Below are 18,997 nucleotides of genomic sequence, written 5' to 3'. Positions count from 1 at the left end.
TTGTTTTTGATGGAAGAGAAATAAAAAATGTCAGTATAAATGATAAAATTTTGACAAAATGACAGCGTAAATTCACTTTTTTTAATCATTTTCTGACAAAAAGGAGAAAAAAATCCACTGGCACAACAATTGACTAATTAAAGGCGTGAACGAATCACAAAAAATCAATTAATAATAACAATAAAGAAAAAGTAAAACAAATATGAGCAAAATTATCGGAATCGATTTAGGGACAACAAATTCTTGTGTCTCTGTAATGGAAGGTAACGAACCAGTAGTAATTCCTAACGCTGAAGGAAAAAGAACTACACCATCTGTTATCGCTTTTGTAGAAAATGGTGAAATCAAAGTAGGTGATCCTGCAAAACGCCAAGCGGTAACCAACCCAACGAAAACAATCGCTTCTATCAAGCGTTTTATGGGAGAGAAATATTCGACAGTAGCAAACGAAATTTCAAACTCTGCATACAAAGTAGTACAAGGTGATAACGATACACCTCGCGTTGATATCGACGGAAGACTTTATACACCGCAAGAATTGTCGGCTATGGTACTTCAAAAAATGAAAAAAACAGCTGAGGACTATTTAGGACAAACTGTTACTCAAGCCGTTATCACAGTACCAGCATACTTCAACGATGCTCAAAGACAAGCTACAAAGGAAGCAGGTCAAATTGCAGGATTGGAAGTAATGCGTATCATCAACGAGCCTACGGCAGCAGCATTGGCTTACGGATTGGACAAAGGTGGGCAAGACAAAAAAATCGCAGTTTATGACCTTGGTGGTGGTACTTTCGATATTTCTATCTTGGAATTAGGAGACGGAGTATTTGAAGTATTGTCAACAAACGGAGATACACACCTTGGAGGAGACGACTTCGACAAGGTAATCATCGACTGGTTGGCAGACGAGTTCAACGCTGCTCAAGGAGTAGATTTACGCAAAGATGCAATGGCATTGCAACGATTGAAAGAAGCTGCTGAAAAAGCAAAAATCGAATTGTCGGCTTCTGCACAAACAGAAATCAATTTGCCATATATCACTGCAACAGCAGCAGGACCTCAGCACTTGGTACAAACATTGACTCGTGCAAAATTTGAGCAATTGTCAGATTCTTTGGTAAAACGCTCTATGGCTCCAGTAGCAAAAGCATTGCAAGACGCAGGATTGTCAACATCTGATATTGATGAGGTAATCTTGGTAGGAGGATCAACTCGTATCCCTGTTATCCAAGAAGAAGTAGAAAAATTCTTCGGTAAAAAACCATCTAAAGGAGTAAATCCAGATGAGGTAGTTGCTATAGGAGCTGCGATTCAAGGAGGGGTATTGACAGGAGATGTAAAAGATGTATTGCTTTTGGATGTAACTCCACTTTCATTGGGTATCGAAACGATGGGAGGTGTATTTACGAAATTAATCGAGGCAAATACGACAATTCCTACTAAAAAATCGCAAGTATTCTCTACAGCGGTTGACAACCAGCCATCAGTAGAAATCCATGTGTTGCAAGGAGAAAGACCTATGGCAAACGACAACAAAACAATCGGTCGTTTCCACTTAGACGGAATTCCACCAGCACAAAGAGGAGTGCCACAAATCGAAGTAACATTTGACATTGATGCCAACGGTATCATCAAAGTATCGGCAACTGACAAAGGAACTGGAAAATCTCACGATATTCGCATCGAGGCTTCTTCAGGATTGACTCAAGAAGAAATCGAAAGAATGAGAAAAGAAGCAGAAGCAAATGCCGAAGCAGATAAGAAAGCAAAAGAAACAGCTGACAAATTGAACGAAGCAGACTCTATGATTTTCCAAACTGAAAAACAGTTGAAAGAATACGGAGACAAAATTGCTGAAAACAACAAAACAGCTATCGAAGGTGCGTTGGAGGAGTTGAAGAAAGCTTATGAAACCAAAGATGTAGCAACTATCCAACCAGCATTAGACAAAATCAACGAAGCGTGGAAAGCTGCGTCAGAAGACATCTACAAAGCACAGCAAGACGCTCAACAAGCAGGGGCACAACAGTCGCAACCAAACAACGGAGACGAAGTGCAAGATGCAGATTTTGAAGAAGTGAAGTAACGGTCAGCGACCGAAGCAATAAAAAAATCCCATTCGTAAAGAATGGGATTTTTTTGTAGTAATTTTTTAGGTTTGATAGATGAAACCAATCATTTTTCTTAATATCTTTGCACCTTAATTATAAAATTTTACAAGCAAAAAAGACATAAAAAATAAATAACATATAGACAAATTAGCGTTGCTAAACCGTTTCTTTCCTCATAAAATCCCCAATTTTAAAGTACAGAGAGAAACAGTTCAGTGGATGCGTCCGTTTTGGGCGTGTCCTCTGCTGTTTTCAATTCTGTACACGGTATGGGGATACCAATGAGGAGGAGAAATCAAAGCAGAGGTACACGCCTTATTTTTTTGCTTAGAATCAAACCGCCAATGAAGTACCTGTTTGGCATAAATAAAATAGGTATGCCTACACTGAATTGGATAGGAAAAGATAAAGTCATCAATCATCATCAAGAGGTTCCGTTTAAAGTTTTGGAACATCAGTACACTTTTGGAGCTCAGGATAACTCCTCCCCTTTGGGGAGGTCGGGAGGGGCTATTATCCACGGCGACAACCTCGAAGCCTTAAAAGCCTTATTACCTCAGTATGAAGGAAAAATCAAATGCATCTACATAGACCCACCTTATAACACAGGCAACGAAAACTGGGTCTACAACGACAATGTAAACGACCCAAAAATCAAAAAATGGTTAGGGCAAGTGGTGGGCAAAGAAAGCGAAGACCTCAGCCGACACGACAAATGGCTGTGTATGATGTACCCACGCCTAAAACTCCTACATAAACTCCTTGCCGAAGACGGTGCTATTTTTATTTCCATAGACGATAACGAACAAGCCAACCTAAAATTGATTTGCGATGAGATTTTTGGAGGGAGCAATTATATTGGAAATCTTATTTGGAGAAAAAAAGAAGGTGGAGGACAAACGGATAAATATTATGTAACAGAACACGAATATATTTCAGTCTATCAAAAGACACATTTTTTTCAATGGATAGATAAAGAAAAAATCTTGACTGATAAAGATTTTAACAAATCAGACGAAAAAGGTAATTTCAAACTAACCAAACTTGAAAAATGGGGAAGTGGAGCACGAAGAGAAGATAGACCAACAATGTATTTTTCAATTATAAATCCAGAAAATGAAGAATATTTTCCAATAGCTCCTGATGGAAATGATGGAAGGTGGAGAATTGGAAAAGAAAGAATGGATAATTTAATAAAAGACAATTTGGTTCATTGGGAAAAAAGAAATGGAAAATATATTCCTTATGAGAAAACTTATCAAGAAAATGATAAAACTGTAAAAATAAAAGAGAGAAGTATTTTATTAAAAAACGGTAATACCGCTGACGCATCAAAAACTATAACACAAATTTTTGGTGAAAAAGACAGATTTGATACTCCGAAACCATATCAATTAATAGAATTTATTATTAAACATTCCACCGACAAAAACTCCATTATCCTTGATAGTTTTGCGGGGAGTGGCACAACAGCTCACGCAGTGCTAAACCTCAACAAACAAGACGGAGGCAATCGCAAGTTTATTTTGATAGAAATGGAAGACTATGCCGAAAACATCACCGCAGAAAGGGTAAAACGCGTCATCAACGGCTATGGTTCGGCAGACTCACCAACCGCCGAAGGCACTGGCGGGAGTTTTGATTTTTATAAGTTGGGGCAACCGCTCTTTGATGAAAATCACAACCTCAATGAATCCGTGGGTATAGAAAAAATCAAAGAATATATATGGTATTCCGAAACGAAATCTAACTATGATTTAGGAATGATGAATGATGATTTGGGAGAGGAATATTTTTTGGGTAAGCACTTAGACACGGCGTATTATTTCTATTACGAAAAAGACCAAATCACCACTTTGGATTTTGATTCATTGGAACTTATCAAAACCAAAGCCGACCAATATATTATTTACGCAGACAATTGTTTGTTGCCTAATGATTTTATGTATAAAAACAACATTGTTTTTAAGAAAATACCTCGTGATATTTCAAAATTATAGAAAATGGAATTAAAAAGTTACCAACGAAAAGTAATAGAAAACCTCCAATCCTATTTGGAATATGTGGAAAAATATCAAAATCTTCCAAAAGCCTTTAATCAATATTGGGAAGACAAGATAGGTGCATACAACCCATTGGACGGCACGGGTATGGAACCTTATAAAAACAATGTACCCAATGCAGCTCATATTTGTATAAAAGTACCCACTGCTGGAGGTAAAACTTTTATCGCGGTCAATGCTTTGCATACCATTTTTTCGGCTTTTAATCCGCATCATCCCAAAGTGGTTATTTGGCTGGTGCCTTGGAGCAATTTATTACAACAAACGGTCAATGCCTTGTCAAATCCAGAACATCCATATCGTCAGAAACTCAATGCGTTGTTTAACCATCGTGTACAAGTTTATCAAAAAGAAGATTTGTTGCAAGGGGCAAATTTCAATCCGTCTGTGGTCAAAGAGCAACTCAGCATTGTGGTGATGAGTTATGCTAGTTTAAAAACCAAAATTAATTCTGATAATCAAGATGCTAATAATGAAGAATTAGTAAAGAAAATAAACAAAAACGACCGAAAAGTATATCAAGAAAATGGTCAGTTGGAAAGTTTTGTGGCTCACTACAAAAACGATAGACATCTTTTATCTAATATAGACCCTACGGCATTGATAAATGTTTTTAGATATTTCAATCCTGTGGTGGTATTAGATGAAAGTCATAATGCAGAAAGTGATTTGAGTGTAGATATGCTCAAAAACCTCAATCCGTCCCTCATTCTCGACCTTACGGCTACACCCAAAAACAATAGCAACATCGTGAGTTTTGTTCCTGCCATAGAACTCAAAAAAGAGAATATGGTAAAACTCCCTGTGATTGTTTACAATAGCTACGACAAAACGGAAGTAATCAATAATGCATTGCACCTACAACGCAAATTGGAATCGCTTGCCAAAAACCAAGAAGCCAACGGCGGAAAATATATTCGTCCGATAGTGCTTTTTCAGGCCGAACCCAAAACCAAAGACGACAATACCACTTTTGAAAAAGTAAAGGAACAATTGCTAAAACTCGGTATTCCAGAGCAACAAATCAAAATAAAAACTGCCAGTATAGACGAGCTTAAAGGTATCAATCTAATGAGTAAAAACTGTGAAGTGCGATACATCATTACCATCAACGCTTTGAAAGAAGGTTGGGATTGTCCGTTTGCTTATATTTTGGCTTCGTTGGCAGACAAATCAAGCAGAGTAGATGTAGAACAGATTTTAGGCAGGGTTTTAAGACAACCGTATGTACAAAAACATCAAAATTATCAACTCAATCTATCGTATGTACTCACTGCTTCGGTGCGATTTAACGAAACTTTACAAAGCATCGTCAAAGGATTGCAAGAGTCGGGATTTAGCGAAAAAGATTATCGCAAGATAGACACAATGCCAGAAGAAGCCAAAACCATCGAAACAGAAAAAGCCTTTCAATCGGTACTTTTTCCTGAACAAAACGAACCAACAAAAACTGAAACGGTTAATGAATCTGAAGAAATTGATTTAACTCGTATTTCATTCAATCCCAATGAAGAAGAAAATACACATTCGGCAACAGAGGAAGAGAATGAAGTATTAAAAACCATAGATGCCATTTCCAAAGAACAAGCCGAACAAATGGAATTTCAAATCAAACAATTGGAAAAAGAACCAATAAATGAAAACATAGAAGAGATGGGTGATAGAGTAAAGCGATATAAAATAGTAAATTCAAAAAAGGAAGCTATAAAAGACGTGTCAATACCACAGTTTTTTATTCAAACAAAAGGAAGTGATTTATTTGGAACAAGTGAAGTATTACTCAATCGAGAATCTTTACTCAAAGATTTTAAATTGTCTACCGAAGATATAAAGATTGATTTTGAGAAAATTTCGGCAGAACTCTACAAAGTGGATTTAGAACAAATAACCAATGAAGATTACCGACCAAGTTTTACTAAAATAGAAGAAAATTCGATTAAAGATGATGTGATTAAATACATTTTTTCGCAACCCAAAGACAAGCAGATAAAAGATATTACACATCAAATTGTGAATATTATTGGCAATATGTATCCCATTGCAGACCAAGAAATTAAAAAGTACATCAGTAGGGTTTTAGACGCTATGGAAGACGAACAATTGCGAGATGTAATAGCACGAAAAGAGAGTTATAAAAAAATTTTCAAGCACAAAATTGGTCAATTAGCCAGCAATTATGCCGAAGTCCTTTTCAATGATATGCTAAAATCCAAAAGAATTTACACGAAAAGTCAGTGGGTGTTCAGTAAAGAAATTGTACCTAAAGATATCAGTTCCAACATTGCCAATTCGCTCTATGAAAAAGAAGGCAGTATGAATAATTTTGAGGAAAAAGTGGCAATGGAAATAGGAACATCTGAAAATATTTTGTTTTGGCATCGCAACTTAGATAAAGGTAACGGTAAAGGGTTCTTTATCAACGGTTTTAAATCTAGGTATTACCCTGATTTTATAATGAAAACCAAATCTGGAAAAATTATTTTAATAGAAGCCAAAGGTGACTATTTAGACGGCTCAGATAGTGAAGCAAAATGCAGATTAGGCACAGAATGGGAACGACAAGCAGGACAAGATTTTGTTTATATGATGATTTTTGAAAACAAGCCCATAAAAGGAGCTTACACCTTAGAAAAAGCCAAAGAGTTGATAAAGGGAATGTAATAAAAATTTCAACCAAATACCTACTTCGCCAAAGTTTGCAAAGCATTTTGAACTTTGGCGAAGTTTTTTTTGACAAAATTAAAGTACAATTTTAAAACTGTCAGAAAATAGAAGGCAATTAGTTTGAAAATTTCTACCGTGACCAAGATCAAAAAGAAATTTATTTAATAGAAGAAAACGCCTATGGAATCAGTGTTTTTGAAATTCGTTAAAGGTCCCATTTGGAAATAATCGTAAAACCTTGATGTATTTGACTACGCATAGGTGTATTCCATCTGATTCCGAATGTGATACCGTTGAATTGTTTTTTGTTCTCTGTTGGGAGGGCATATCCTGTGTGGATAACAATCGCATTCAGCAAATTGATACCAACTCTTGGTTCTATCGCATAGGGCGTAATGGATGTACCCAAATATAACAAATAGCCGACACTGTAATCTACTCTAAATTCGGGTACTATTACCGACTTTTGATTGACTTGGGTATATAATATCCTTCCGGCAAGGTTGAATGCCGGTTCTTTTATTTCGCTGATTCTGTATTCTAATCCTATTCCTACTACATTTCTACTGCGATAGGTTTAGTCTGCACTGATACCCATTTTATTGGATAGCTGTGCTGAGGTTGTAGAAGCGAAAAGCAAAATGCTAAATATCATGATAGTTTGTTTCATTTTTTTTGATTGATTTTTTGTAGATTTACAATTTTTTGAGTTTTTTTACTTCAGATTTACACCTATGGTGTTTTTTTATTTTTTGCCACGACTCGAGGGCTTGTCCCGTTCTCATAACTATTGGGAACTATCGGAATGTACGTAGTAAATTACTTCTTTGTGAATAGAAAACTATTCCTTTGAAAATATAAAACTACACGAAAAACTATAAAAAAAATACCGCGTAAGGGATGGGAGCGGCATCCTTTTGTGAGTCAATTGCCTCACAAAAGATATAGCGTACAGCCCGACCCTGTACCGACGACGATAGGAGGAAGGGGAAGGGATACGCCCAAACGAAAATCATTAAAAAATAAAACACTATCTTTGCGTAAATAAATCGAAAACTAACATGACTTTTGAACAATTTTCTTTGAACAATAATGTGTTGGAAGCTGTCAAAGATTTGAACTATACCGAGCCTACGCCGATTCAGACAAAGGCGATTCCTGTCTTGCTTGATGAAAAGGATTTGGTGGCGTGTGCTCAGACGGGGACTGGAAAAACGGCAGCGTTTGCTATACCGATTATAAACAATATTCACCGCATTGTAGGGTCGGGAAAAAAGCGTAAACAAATCCGTACTGTAGTGCTGTCGCCTACGAGAGAATTAGCGATTCAGATTGCTGAAAATTTTGACGAATTGGCAAAATATACGCAAATTCGTACGCTGGTTCTTTATGGGGGAGTGGCACAAAATCAACAAGTTGATGCTCTGAAAGAAGGGGTAGATGTGTTGATTACGACCCCTGGGAGATTTTTGGATTTGTACAAACAAAAACATATTTCGCTCGACGGTATGCATCAATTGGTTATAGACGAGGCGGACTTGATGCTGGATATGGGCTTTCTCAACGATGTGAAAAAAATCATCAAATTGAGTCCGACCAACCGTCATACAATGTTGTTTTCGGCAACAATGCCTTTGCCTATTCGTGAATTGGCTGAGGAATTTATTTCTGATGCGGTGCATATTACGCTCAATTCGGCTAAAAATACTTCGCAATTGATCAATCAAAAGGTGTATATGGTTGAAAAAGAGGATAAAAGGAAGTTATTGCACTATGTTTTGCAACAGTTGGACTTTGAAAATATGCTCGTTTTTACCCGTACTAAGCAAGGAGCGGACAGTGTGGCAGAATTTTTAGAAAAAAATGGTTACAAAGCGGCGGCGTTGCACGGTGATAAATCGCAAAGTATGCGTTTGAAAATTTTGGAAGATTTCAAAAACAGACAAACGGATATTTTGATAGCTACGGATGTGGCTTCGAGGGGAATAGATATTGATGCCTTGCCTTTGGTAATCAATTTTGATATTCCGAATATTCCTGAAATTTATGTACACCGCATCGGTCGTACGGGTAGGGCAGGAAACGAAGGTTTGGCTTTGAGTTTTGTAGGGCGAGATGAAAAAAAATATTGGCATGATATTGAAAAATTGATTAGATTGCAGGTAAAAGTAGTCAAAGACAATCCGTATCCGTGGAAAGAGCCAGTAACTGGTGCGAAAAAAGACTATCGAAAAGGATTTGGCAATGCCCCTAAAAACGGCAGCAAATCTAGAAAATCAGATGCTTCTAAAAAGAATAAAAAGAGGTGGTATTAAAGGACTTTGACTGTTATACTCCGAAGGAGAAAAAACACTTGAGGAACAATTAAACCTCTGAGGGAGAAAATCTCCGACATTTCGTCAGTTTTTGCTATTAAGGAATGCATTTTGTAAATAAAAAAGATGGAAAAATAAAATAAAACTATGGATATAGAACATTTTTCAGAAGAATTGAGAGGCGTGCTGAACTATGCAAGGTTGGTTGTTACTCAAATGAATCACGATACTATAGGTACCGAACATTTAATGCTGGGGGTACTTTCTAAAAATGAACATAAAGCCATGCAAATTTTGCGTGCGTTGAATGTGGATATCGAAGGTTTGGAGAGTCGTTTTAAAAGTATTTTGCAGCACAATGAAGAAAATGTGTTTGCAAATGAAAATAGACATGTCAATCTAAACAAACAAGCCGAATTGGCTCTAAAGAGAACCAATTTGGAAAAAAGAGTGTACAAAAAAGACGAAATCGATACTGACTTATTGTTGTTGTCTATTTTGCGTACCGATAATGATCCGTCAACTATTTTGTTGAAAAAATTTGGTGTGGACTACGAATCTTGCGAAAAAATCATGAAAAACGAAAGTTCAAATATGGCTTCGGATTCGTTTTCTTCTCCACAATATTCGTTCAACCAAGAGGAATCAGAAGGTTTTAGCCACAATCTTCCACCGATTGATAAATCGTCTGGAAAGAAACCTGCTACGCCTGTTTTAGACAACTTTGGTCGCGATTTGACCGCTTTGGCTGAAAAAGGAAAATTAGACCCTGTAGTGGGGCGTGAGCAAGAAATCGAACGTGTTTCTCAGATTTTGAGCCGTAGAAAGAAAAACAATCCTATGTTGGTCGGTGAACCTGGGGTTGGTAAATCGGCTATTGCAGAGGGATTGGCGTTGCGTATCGTACAGAAAAAGGTGTCTCGTGTGTTGTTCAACAAACGTGTGGTAACATTGGATTTGGCAAGTTTAGTGGCTGGGACGAAATACCGTGGGCAGTTTGAAGAACGCATGAAAGCCGTAATGGGCGAGTTGGAAAAAAATCCAGACATCATTTTGTTTATCGACGAAATTCATACCATTGTTGGGGCAGGAGCTTCGGCAGGATCGTTGGATGCGTCAAATATGTTCAAACCAGCATTGGCAAGGGGTGAAATCCAATGTATCGGTGCGACTACTTTGGACGAATACCGTCAGTATATCGAAAAAGATGGTGCATTGGAGCGTCGTTTTCAAAAAGTGATTGTAGAACCGACTTCAATTGAAGATACGATTACGATTTTGAACAACATCAAGGAAACTTACGAAGAACACCACCAAGTAATCTATACGCCAGAGGCTGTGGAAGCGTGCGTGAAATTGACCAGCCGTTACATCAGCGATCGATTCTTGCCAGACAAGGCAATTGATGCGATGGATGAAGCTGGAGCAAGAATCCACATCAAAAACATCAAAACACCTCAAAATATTATCGACCTTGAACAAAAAATTGAGGAGGTAAAAGCAATGAAAAAAGCAGCTGTTGATACGCAAAACTATCAAGAAGCTGGAGAGCATAGAACTATAGAATTGCAACTTTCGGCTCAATTGCAACAAGCCATCGACGAGTGGAACAAACAAAATAAAGAGCATAAAGAAATTGTAAGCGAAGAGGATATTGCCGATGTTGTGTCGATTATGACGGGTATTCCATTGAACAAAATTGCTCAGGCTGAAGGGAATAAATTGAAAAACCTACCAGAGGCTATAAAAGGAAAAGTAATTGGTCAGGATGCTGCTGTAGAAAAAATTGCCAAAGCGATTCAAAGAAACCGCACGGGATTGAAAGATCCAAACAAACCGATTGGTTCGTTTATTTTCTTAGGTCAAACGGGAGTAGGTAAAACACAATTGGCAAAAGTAATTGCAAAAGAAGTATTTGATTCAGAAGATTCGTTGATTCGTATCGATATGAGTGAATACATGGAAAAATTTGCTGTTTCTCGATTGATTGGTGCACCTCCAGGGTATGTAGGTTATGAAGAAGGAGGACAATTGACAGAGAAAGTTCGCCGTAAGCCGTACAGTGTTGTATTGTTTGACGAAATAGAAAAAGCCCATCCCGATGTGTTCAATATGTTGTTGCAAGTATTGGACGACGGACATCTGACCGACAGTTTGGGAAGAAAAGTAGATTTCAAAAACACGGTGATTATCATGACTTCCAATGTAGGTATTCGTCAGTTGAAAGATTTTGGAACAGGTATCGGATTTGGAACAAAGAGCAAACAAGCTCAACAAGAAGAGGCTTCAAAATCATTGATAGAGAGTGCCTTGAAAAAAGCCTTTGCTCCAGAGTTTTTGAACCGTATCGACGATGTGATTGTATTCAATAGCTTGGAAAAGGAAGATATTTTGAAAATCATTCGCATAGAAATCGACAAATTGTATAAGCGAGTGGCAGCATTGGGCTATGATTTGACCTTGACTGACGCTGCGATGGATTTCATTGCCGACAAAGGATTTGACAAGCAATACGGAGCCAGACCTTTGAAACGAGCAGTGCAAAAATACATCGAAGATTTATTGGCAGAGGAAATTGTCAATGGTACCATCAAAGAAAATGCAAAAATCGTTTTGGACAAACATCCAGAAAAAGAAGAATTGACAATGGTTACTACCTCAGAAACTGTGGTTCAAGAATAATGTTTCAATCAAAAACCAGATCATCAACTTTTGATGGTTTGGTTTTTTGTTTTACCTTTGAAATGTGGAAAGAAAAGCTATATACTTTATGTTATTGTCATTGGTATTTACATTGATGATTGGCTATGTATTTTTAGCTTTGGATGATGGAAAAGAATTTATAGCTCCATGTTTTACTGCTGTTTCATTGATACATTTAGCATTTTATTATTTTATTCAAAAGCGAAAAGCAAAATGCTCAAATGCAAAACTTGTCTTTTATTCTTTTTGCTTTATTCTACAGAATCGTATGTAGTTATACTATCATATCAGCATCTTTGTCAGTTGTACATTTCATTTTAAGACTTTTTATAAATGTTATTAACAATATTGTCCTTCAAATATTCGTTTTTCCTTTTGTAATAGGATTAATTGGGTTTCATTTACTTTGTTTATATTTATGGAATGAAAGGAGAGAATTTGAATAGAAAAAATAATATTATGATTAAAAGCATGTTTTTTGTAGCTTCGTTGGTACTTTTGACAGGTTGTGGATTTTTTAATTTAGAATAGGAAGAGTTTTATCAACTCTATTACGATAAAGAAGTCTCCGAATGTTTTGAAAATTTTGACGGTATGGGACGAGAAGTTTTCCCAGATTTTATGAGTTGAGCTGTGTTTAAATATACAACTTCAAAACAATTTTTGGAGAATGTTTACATCTCCGCTTTTTACAACCAAGAAACAGCGATTTTCTTTTTAGAAAACAGAGAAGCTTCCGCTTTTTAGAGAAATCATAGATTCATTGTTCAAATTTGAAACAATTTTTCTATTTACTAATTTCTTCTCATTACTCATTTTTTATAAAAGCATTTTATCTTTCGTACTGGTCTGTACTCAAGAGTACCAAAGTACAAGCATCTTCAAAAGCAATGTTGTTTCGTTGTAAAAGTGATTGTAATTCAAGGTTTTCTGTACCTGGATTAAATATTACTCGTTTGGGTTGTAAATTCAGGATATAATCGTAATAAGGTATTTGATTTTTTGGATTCATATAGAGTGTAATGGTGTGAATATCTTTAAAATCGACCATTCCTTTATGGATTTCTACTCCTTCTACAGTTCCTACTTTGTTTCCGATTGCCACTACTTCGTGTTGATATCTTCTTAACATTTTGATGGCTTTGTTTGAATAGCGTTCTGGTTTTTCAGACGCTCCTAAGACAAGTGTTTTCATGATTTTTGTGTGATTTGATTTTGAAATGTATAATGTAAATTGTAGAATTGTATTTTACTTATTTTATCAAAATTGAACATTTGTATTATTAAAAATATACTTTAATTTTTATGATATTGTGAATAGTTTTTTGTTTAACCATATAACTTCAAAGCTTTTTTTTCAACATTGAGAATCTGAGATGCTACGCTTTTAAGGATAATATAGTGTTATTTATGAAATTTTATCATAATACAATATACAATATACAATATACAATATACAATATACAATATACAATATACAATATACAATATACTAAATCTAAAAGTAAAAACTGCCCTTTCGAGCAGTTTTCTACAATTATCTTTTTACTTTAAATGCTTTGTTTTGCGGATAGTAAGCTACAGTACCCAATTCTTCTTCGATGCGTAACAATTGGTTGTATTTGCTCATACGGTCTGAACGAGAAGCCGATCCTGTTTTGATTTGTCCACAGTTCAATGCTACTGCCAAATCTGCAATGGTGTTGTCTTCTGTTTCTCCCGAACGGTGCGACATTACTGATGTGTATCCCGCATTGTGAGCCATATTTACCGCAGCAATCGTTTCTGTCAATGTTCCGATTTGGTTTACTTTGATCAAGATTGAATTGGCTGTATTTTTATTGATTCCTCTTTCCAAGCGTTCTACATTGGTTACAAACAAATCGTCTCCAACCAATTGTACTTTATCACCGATTTTGTCTGTCAATATTTTCCATCCTTCCCAGTCGTCTTCGTACATACCGTCTTCGATTGAGATGATTGGGTATTTCTCGCAAAGAGATGCCAAGTATTCTGCTTGTTCTTTCGATGTACGCACAATACCTTTTACACCTTCAAATTTTGTATAATCATACAATCCGCGATTGTAAAACTCTGATGAAGCACAGTCCAAAGCAATCATGATGTCTTTCCCAAATTCATAACCCGCATTTTCTACTGCCAATTTGATAGAATCCAATGCGTCTTCTGTTCCTCCTGCAAGGTTTGGAGCAAAACCTCCTTCATCACCAACAGCAGTACTCAAGTTTCTGTCGTGCAATACTTTTTTCAAGTGGTGGAATACTTCAGTCCCCATTTGCATTGCCTCAGTAAAACTTTTTGCCAAAACCGGCATAATCATAAATTCTTGGAAAGCGATAGGAGCATCTGAGTGCGATCCTCCGTTGATGATGTTCATCATTGGCACTGGCAAAGTGTTTGCCGAAACTCCACCAACATAGCGGTACAAAGGCATTCCCAATTCGTTTGCAGCTGCTTTTGCCACAGCCAACGATACACCTAAAATCGCATTTGCACCAATGTTTGATTTGTTTGGCGTTCCGTCCAATTCGATCATCGATTGGTCGATAGCATTTTGTTCAAAAACGCAATATCCTACAATATGTTTTGCAATTACTTCATTTACATTGTTTACGGCGTTGAGTACACCTTTTCCCATCCAATGTTTTCCACCGTCTCTTAGTTCTACGGCTTCGTGTTCTCCAGTCGATGCTCCAGATGGTACTGCAGCTCTACCTAACACTCCATTTTCTGTGATTACATCTACTTCTACAGTAGGATTTCCGCGTGAATCTAAAATCTGACGGGCATGAATTTTTACAATTGTGCTCATATTTAATTTATTGAGTTGAAAAATATTTTCTGCAAAAATAGTTAAATGTTTGGATTTTATATAATCTCATCAACGAAAAATATCAATTTGTCAACTAATTTTTCTCTTAAATAGAAAAATAGGAGGCAGGACGATTATTCAATGTGAATATTTGCTATATTTGTTGTCTTTTTGATTATAATCAAAGGGAAATTATTTCATTTTAAAGTAAAAGTATCATGCAAAAGAATGTAAATATTCAGAATAAACGAGCAAAATTTGAATACGAATTTTTAGAAAAATATACCGCAGGAATTGTTTTGGTTGGAACAGAAATCAAATCCATTCGTTTGGGAAAAGCGAGTATTGCCGATAGTTTTTGTGAGTTTAATAATGGTGAATTGTTTATGATAAATTCGCATATTGAGGAATATTCTTTTGGTACGCATTACAATCACAAAGCTAAAAGCGAACGAAAATTATTACTCAATAAAAAAGAGTTGAAATCTCTGCAAAAAAGTGTTCAAAACAAAGGATTGACGATTATACCATTAAGGTTGTTTACCAATGAAAAAGGATTGGCAAAAGTGGAAATTGCTCTCGCTCGTGGTAAAAAATTGCATGATAAACGCGAAACTATCAAGGAACGTGATACCAAAATACAATTGGATCGATTGAAAAATAGGTTTTAAATTTTAAAATCTCCAAAATATCGAAAGCTTCTTAAATAAAAGGTTTGCTTGAGTTGTTCGGTACGTTTTGAAACTAAAATTCCATGAAAAAAATCCACAGTCAATGTGATTGTTGGATTTTTTTTTGCTTTTGATAGTATGTTTTTTCGGTTGTCTGTGGGTACAATCCACAATAATTGATGAGGTGTCAATTGTTCGAGGATTTCATCTATTGTTAAACGATTGTTTTCCTCATAATAAATGATAAAATCAGAGGATAAAATGTCATTTGAGGTCAAAACGTTTAACTTGTAAGGAAATGAGTTACTTGTTGTAAAAATAGTTTTTGGTTGAAAATAGTATACTGCCGATTGTAACAATCTTTCTCTTGGATGAACATACTGTTTTTTTAACGGAAAATCATAAATTCCTCTTGTTAAAAATTGAAATACAAATGGTGAATGAACGCCGTGTTCATTGGTAGATTTCCATAAAAATTGTAGATATTCCCACATATCATTTAGTATTTACTAATTTCTTTTTTGACAGTTGTTTGAAATACGCATTTAAAATCACTGTGCCAATGATAATCAAAGCTCCCAAATAAAAAGCCGCTGTCATCATTTCTTTTTCTGGAAATACTAATACTGCCAAAATAGTCCCATAAATGGGTTCCATATTGATTGAAAGCATGACGGTATAGGGCGACAAATATTTCATAATATCTATCGTTGCAATAAATGGATACGCGGTGCAGATGCTCCCCAAAATAAACAACCATAGAAAATCTAAGGGTTGAAATTGGAAAAATTCCCATTGAAACTGTCCGAAAGCCAGCATCAAGATACCTAAAAACAACCAACCACCAATTAATTCGTAAAAACTAATGATAACAGAGTCGTGTTGTGTTGCCAGTTTTCCATTGATGATAGAAAAGGAAGCTGACAAGAAAGCTGAAATTAAAGAAAAAATTATACCTTCGATATACTGAGTTTCAAAACTGAAAATCAAGACCAATCCGCATACTACCAAACAACCTAAAAACACCTCATACCACACCATTTTTCGTTTAAAAAAGATAGGTTCGAGTAGGGAAGTGAAAAATGCTCCGGTAGAAATACACGCCAAAGTAATAGAGATATTAGATACTTTTATTGCATAGAAAAAAGTAAACCAATGCAAGGCAATGACGATTCCATATAGCATCAATCGGGCAATGGTTTTGCCTGAAAGTAAAATAGATTTTTTTTTGAATAAAATATATCCGTAAATACAAGCAATTGCAATGAGGATACGTGTCCACACTAAAGGGAGTGCTTGTAATGATATTAAATCACCTAAAAGGGCAGTAAACCCCCAAATAAATACGATGAAATGTAGGTGAAATTGGTTTTTGAGATTATCGTTTAGCATTTTTTAATAGGTAGATTGCTAATATACCAAAGAGAACGTTTGGAATCCATACTCCTAATAAGGGTGGAAAATTGGATGCCTCTGCCAATGTGCCAAATATTTTATCGAAAAATACATACGAAAAGGCAAGAGCTACTCCTATTGCCAAATTGATTCCCATGCCTCCTCTTCGCTTCATAGACGAAACAGCTACTGCGATGATTGTAAGAATAAACGCCGAAACAGGAACACTGTATTTTCGGTATTTTACTACTTCGTAAAACCCAATGTTGGGCGAACCACGCATTTTTTCTTTTTCGATAAAGTTATTCAGATCCTTCAATTGCATGGTTTCTGCCGCATAAATAGTCGGAGTCAAATCGTCCACTTCAAAATTGAAAGGCATTGTAATTTCATCATGAGTCTCAATGAGGTCGTCTTTTTCGCCAATAGTACGTTTTATATATTTAGTCAGTCGATATTGACTCAAAGTATCAATGTATTTCAATTGATAGGCTTCGATTTTGTATTCCAATTCGTTGGAATTTTCTTTAAATTTTTCCAAAGTAAAGTTGTATCCCAACTTGATGTCGTAATCAAAATTGCTAATATAGATATATTCTCCTGGTGCAATTTGTTTGTACACATTGGCATTGGCTCTGGCTTGACTTCTTGTTAAGTATTTGAATTTAAAGTTATTGTATCCCTCGCTGGCTTTAGGAACGATAAACAATCCCATCAATAATGCCATAATAGAAATAATCGTAGAACCAATCAAATACGGTCGTAAAAATCGGGTGTAAGAAATACCCGAACTCAGAATAGCGACAATTTCGGTGTTATTTGCAAGTTTTGAGGTAAACCATATAACAGAAATAAACAAAAAGATTGGGAATAATATATTGGCAAAATAAATGGTGAAATCAAAGTAATATTTGATGATTTCGCTCATCGGAACTTCATTTTGCAATATTTTGTTGATTTTTTCAGTGACATCGATTACAATGGCAATAGGTATAAACATTAGGAACAATACGAAGAATGTTCCTAAATAACGTTTTAATATATACCAATCTATGAGTTTCATTACAATCTTGTTGCTAATTTTTTAACCATTTGCTCTTTCCAAGCATAAAATGTTCCAGCTAAAATTTGTTTTCGTGCTTTTCTTACCAACCACATGTAAAATCCTAAATTGTGAATGGTTGCAATTTGTTTTCCCAAATATTCATCGGCAACGAATAAGTGACGTAGGTAGGCTTTTGAGTAATCTGTATCCACCCACGTGATTCCCATTGGGTCGATAGGCGAAAAATCATCTGCCCATTTTTTGTTTTTGATATTGATAATTCCTTCAGCGGTAAACAACATTCCATTTCGTGCATTACGTGTAGGCATCACACAATCAAACATATCAATACCCAAAGCGATATTTTCCAATATGTTGATAGGTGTACCTACTCCCATCAAATACCTTGGTTTTTCTTTTGGTAAAATGTTGGTTACCACCTCTGTCATTGCATACATTTCTTCAGCAGGTTCACCTACAGAAAGTCCACCAATGGCATTTCCAAATGCACCAGCATTGGCAATATATTCAGCAGATTGAGCTCGTAAATCTTTGTAAGTAGAGCCTTGTACAATTGGGAAAAGTTCTTGTTCATAACCATATTTTGGTGGAACTTTTTCCAAGTGAGCAATACAGCGGTCTAACCATCGATGGGTCATGTGCATCGAACGTTTGGCATAGCGATAATCGCAAGGGTAAGGTGTACATTCGTCAAAAGCCATGATAATATCTGCACCAATGCTACGCTGAATTTCCATTACATTTTCTGGAGAAAAAAAGTGGTACGAACCGTCGATATGCGATTTGAATTTTACTCCTTCTTCTTTGATTTTTCTTCTACCAGCTAACGAATATACCTGAAAACCACCCGAATCTGTCAAAATATTGCGATCCCAGTTCATAAATTTGTGCAAACCACCAGCTTTTTCCAAAATTTCTGTCTTTGGACGTAAATACAAATGGTAGGTATTACCTAAAATAATATCGGGATTGATGTCTTGTTTCAATTCTCTTTGGTGTACACCTTTTACAGTTGCCACTGTACCAACGGGCATAAAAATAGGTGTTTCTATTTCGCCATGTGCGGTTGTGATTTTTCCAGCACGTGCAGACGAAAGTGGATCAGTACTCAATAATTCAAATTGCATAATGCGAATATCGTTTGATTTAGGTTGGCAAATATACGAAAACTAT

Annotated in this window: 13 protein-coding genes; 6 read left to right on the top strand and 7 right to left on the bottom strand. The window is 36.0% G+C overall.

Annotated features, from left to right (window positions below):
- Positions 1 to 202 precede the first annotated feature (202 nt).
- The 3 genes from dnaK (at position 203) to AB4865_RS10600 (ending at position 6,838) form a co-directional block, all read left to right on the top strand.
- A complete protein-coding gene (dnaK, locus tag AB4865_RS10610) occupies positions 203 to 2,089 on the top strand; it encodes a molecular chaperone DnaK (RefSeq protein ID WP_372473279.1) in 1,887 nt (628 codons plus the stop codon).
- A 402-nt stretch (positions 2,090 to 2,491) separates the two neighbouring features.
- Positions 2,492 to 4,114 (top strand): site-specific DNA-methyltransferase, encoded by a 1,623-nt coding sequence (locus tag AB4865_RS10605; protein ID WP_372473278.1) that lies wholly within the window; start codon positions 2,492 to 2,494, stop codon positions 4,112 to 4,114.
- A gap of 3 nt (positions 4,115 to 4,117) precedes the next feature.
- Positions 4,118 to 6,838 (top strand): DEAD/DEAH box helicase family protein, encoded by a 2,721-nt coding sequence (locus AB4865_RS10600; protein WP_372473277.1) that lies wholly within the window; start codon positions 4,118 to 4,120, stop codon positions 6,836 to 6,838.
- A gap of 208 nt (positions 6,839 to 7,046) precedes the next feature.
- On the opposite strand, the gene AB4865_RS10595 is transcribed toward AB4865_RS10600, so the two are convergent.
- The gene (locus AB4865_RS10595; protein ID WP_372473275.1) at positions 7,047 to 7,250 is read right to left on the bottom strand and encodes a hypothetical protein; all 204 of its coding nucleotides are present in this window, start codon (positions 7,248 to 7,250) and stop codon (positions 7,047 to 7,049) included.
- Positions 7,251 to 7,902: 652 nt separating this feature from the next.
- Between AB4865_RS10595 and AB4865_RS10590 the strand changes: the two genes are divergently transcribed.
- Positions 7,903 to 9,156 (top strand): DEAD/DEAH box helicase, encoded by a 1,254-nt coding sequence (locus AB4865_RS10590; protein WP_372473274.1) that lies wholly within the window; start codon positions 7,903 to 7,905, stop codon positions 9,154 to 9,156.
- A gap of 147 nt (positions 9,157 to 9,303) precedes the next feature.
- Positions 9,304 to 11,838 (top strand): ATP-dependent Clp protease ATP-binding subunit, encoded by a 2,535-nt coding sequence (locus tag AB4865_RS10585; protein WP_372473273.1) that lies wholly within the window; start codon positions 9,304 to 9,306, stop codon positions 11,836 to 11,838.
- An 853-nt stretch (positions 11,839 to 12,691) separates the two neighbouring features.
- Here AB4865_RS10585 and AB4865_RS10580 read toward each other — a convergent pair.
- The gene (locus tag AB4865_RS10580; RefSeq protein ID WP_372473272.1) at positions 12,692 to 13,054 is read right to left on the bottom strand and encodes a CoA-binding protein; all 363 of its coding nucleotides are present in this window, start codon (positions 13,052 to 13,054) and stop codon (positions 12,692 to 12,694) included.
- 342 nt (positions 13,055 to 13,396) lie between these two features.
- On the bottom strand, positions 13,397 to 14,692 hold the full coding sequence (gene eno / locus AB4865_RS10575) for a phosphopyruvate hydratase (RefSeq protein WP_372473271.1): 1,296 nt from the start codon (positions 14,690 to 14,692) through the stop codon (positions 13,397 to 13,399).
- Between the two features lie 218 nt (positions 14,693 to 14,910).
- Here eno and smpB point away from each other — a divergent pair, with 218 nt between their 5' ends.
- Positions 14,911 to 15,363 (top strand): SsrA-binding protein SmpB, encoded by a 453-nt coding sequence (gene smpB / locus AB4865_RS10570; RefSeq protein ID WP_372473270.1) that lies wholly within the window; start codon positions 14,911 to 14,913, stop codon positions 15,361 to 15,363.
- Here smpB and AB4865_RS10565 read toward each other — a convergent pair.
- The 4 genes from AB4865_RS10565 to tgt are packed head-to-tail and all read right to left on the bottom strand — an operon-like array spanning position 15,360 to position 18,951.
- Entirely contained in the window at positions 15,360 to 15,857 is a 498-nt protein-coding gene (locus AB4865_RS10565; protein WP_372473269.1) for a hypothetical protein, read from the bottom strand. The genes smpB and AB4865_RS10565 overlap by 4 nt on opposite strands.
- Before the next feature lies 1 nt (position 15,858).
- Complete coding sequence (locus tag AB4865_RS10560; protein ID WP_372473268.1) at positions 15,859 to 16,755, bottom strand: DMT family transporter; 897 nt, start codon at positions 16,753 to 16,755, stop codon at positions 15,859 to 15,861.
- Positions 16,742 to 17,821: an LptF/LptG family permease gene (locus AB4865_RS10555; RefSeq protein WP_372473267.1), complete on the bottom strand. Its 1,080-nt coding sequence runs from the start codon at positions 17,819 to 17,821 to the stop codon at positions 16,742 to 16,744. Before AB4865_RS10555 ends, AB4865_RS10560 begins: the two co-directional genes overlap by 14 nt.
- Positions 17,821 to 18,951, bottom strand: a complete 1,131-nt coding sequence (tgt, locus tag AB4865_RS10550) for a tRNA guanosine(34) transglycosylase Tgt (RefSeq protein ID WP_372473266.1) — start codon at positions 18,949 to 18,951, stop codon at positions 17,821 to 17,823. Before tgt ends, AB4865_RS10555 begins: the two co-directional genes overlap by 1 nt.
- Positions 18,952 to 18,997 lie beyond the last annotated feature (46 nt).

Source organism: Capnocytophaga sp. ARDL2, from assembly GCF_041530365.1.
GTDB lineage: Bacteria > Bacteroidota > Bacteroidia > Flavobacteriales > Flavobacteriaceae > Flavobacterium.
The sequence above is the reverse complement of the archived record's forward strand: the minus strand, read 5'-3'. Positions and strand labels throughout refer to the sequence as shown.

What these genes read in the sequence shown, in the direction of transcription:
- dnaK (WP_372473279.1), top strand. Translation starts at nt 203, where the DNA reads ATGAGCAAAATTATCGGAATCGATTTAGGGACAACAAATTCTTGTGTC.
- AB4865_RS10605 (WP_372473278.1), top strand. Translation starts at nt 2,492, where the DNA reads ATGCCTACACTGAATTGGATAGGAAAAGATAAAGTCATCAATCATCAT.
- AB4865_RS10600 (WP_372473277.1), top strand. Translation starts at nt 4,118, where the DNA reads ATGGAATTAAAAAGTTACCAACGAAAAGTAATAGAAAACCTCCAATCC.
- AB4865_RS10590 (WP_372473274.1), top strand. Translation starts at nt 7,903, where the DNA reads ATGACTTTTGAACAATTTTCTTTGAACAATAATGTGTTGGAAGCTGTC.
- AB4865_RS10585 (WP_372473273.1), top strand. Translation starts at nt 9,304, where the DNA reads ATGGATATAGAACATTTTTCAGAAGAATTGAGAGGCGTGCTGAACTAT.
- AB4865_RS10580 (WP_372473272.1), bottom strand. Translation starts at nt 13,054, where the DNA reads ATGAAAACACTTGTCTTAGGAGCGTCTGAAAAACCAGAACGCTATTCA.
- eno (WP_372473271.1), bottom strand. Translation starts at nt 14,692, where the DNA reads ATGAGCACAATTGTAAAAATTCATGCCCGTCAGATTTTAGATTCACGC.
- smpB (WP_372473270.1), top strand. Translation starts at nt 14,911, where the DNA reads ATGCAAAAGAATGTAAATATTCAGAATAAACGAGCAAAATTTGAATAC.
- AB4865_RS10565 (WP_372473269.1), bottom strand. Translation starts at nt 15,857, where the DNA reads ATGTGGGAATATCTACAATTTTTATGGAAATCTACCAATGAACACGGC.
- AB4865_RS10560 (WP_372473268.1), bottom strand. Translation starts at nt 16,755, where the DNA reads ATGCTAAACGATAATCTCAAAAACCAATTTCACCTACATTTCATCGTA.
- AB4865_RS10555 (WP_372473267.1), bottom strand. Translation starts at nt 17,821, where the DNA reads ATGAAACTCATAGATTGGTATATATTAAAACGTTATTTAGGAACATTC.
- tgt (WP_372473266.1), bottom strand. Translation starts at nt 18,951, where the DNA reads ATGCAATTTGAATTATTGAGTACTGATCCACTTTCGTCTGCACGTGCT.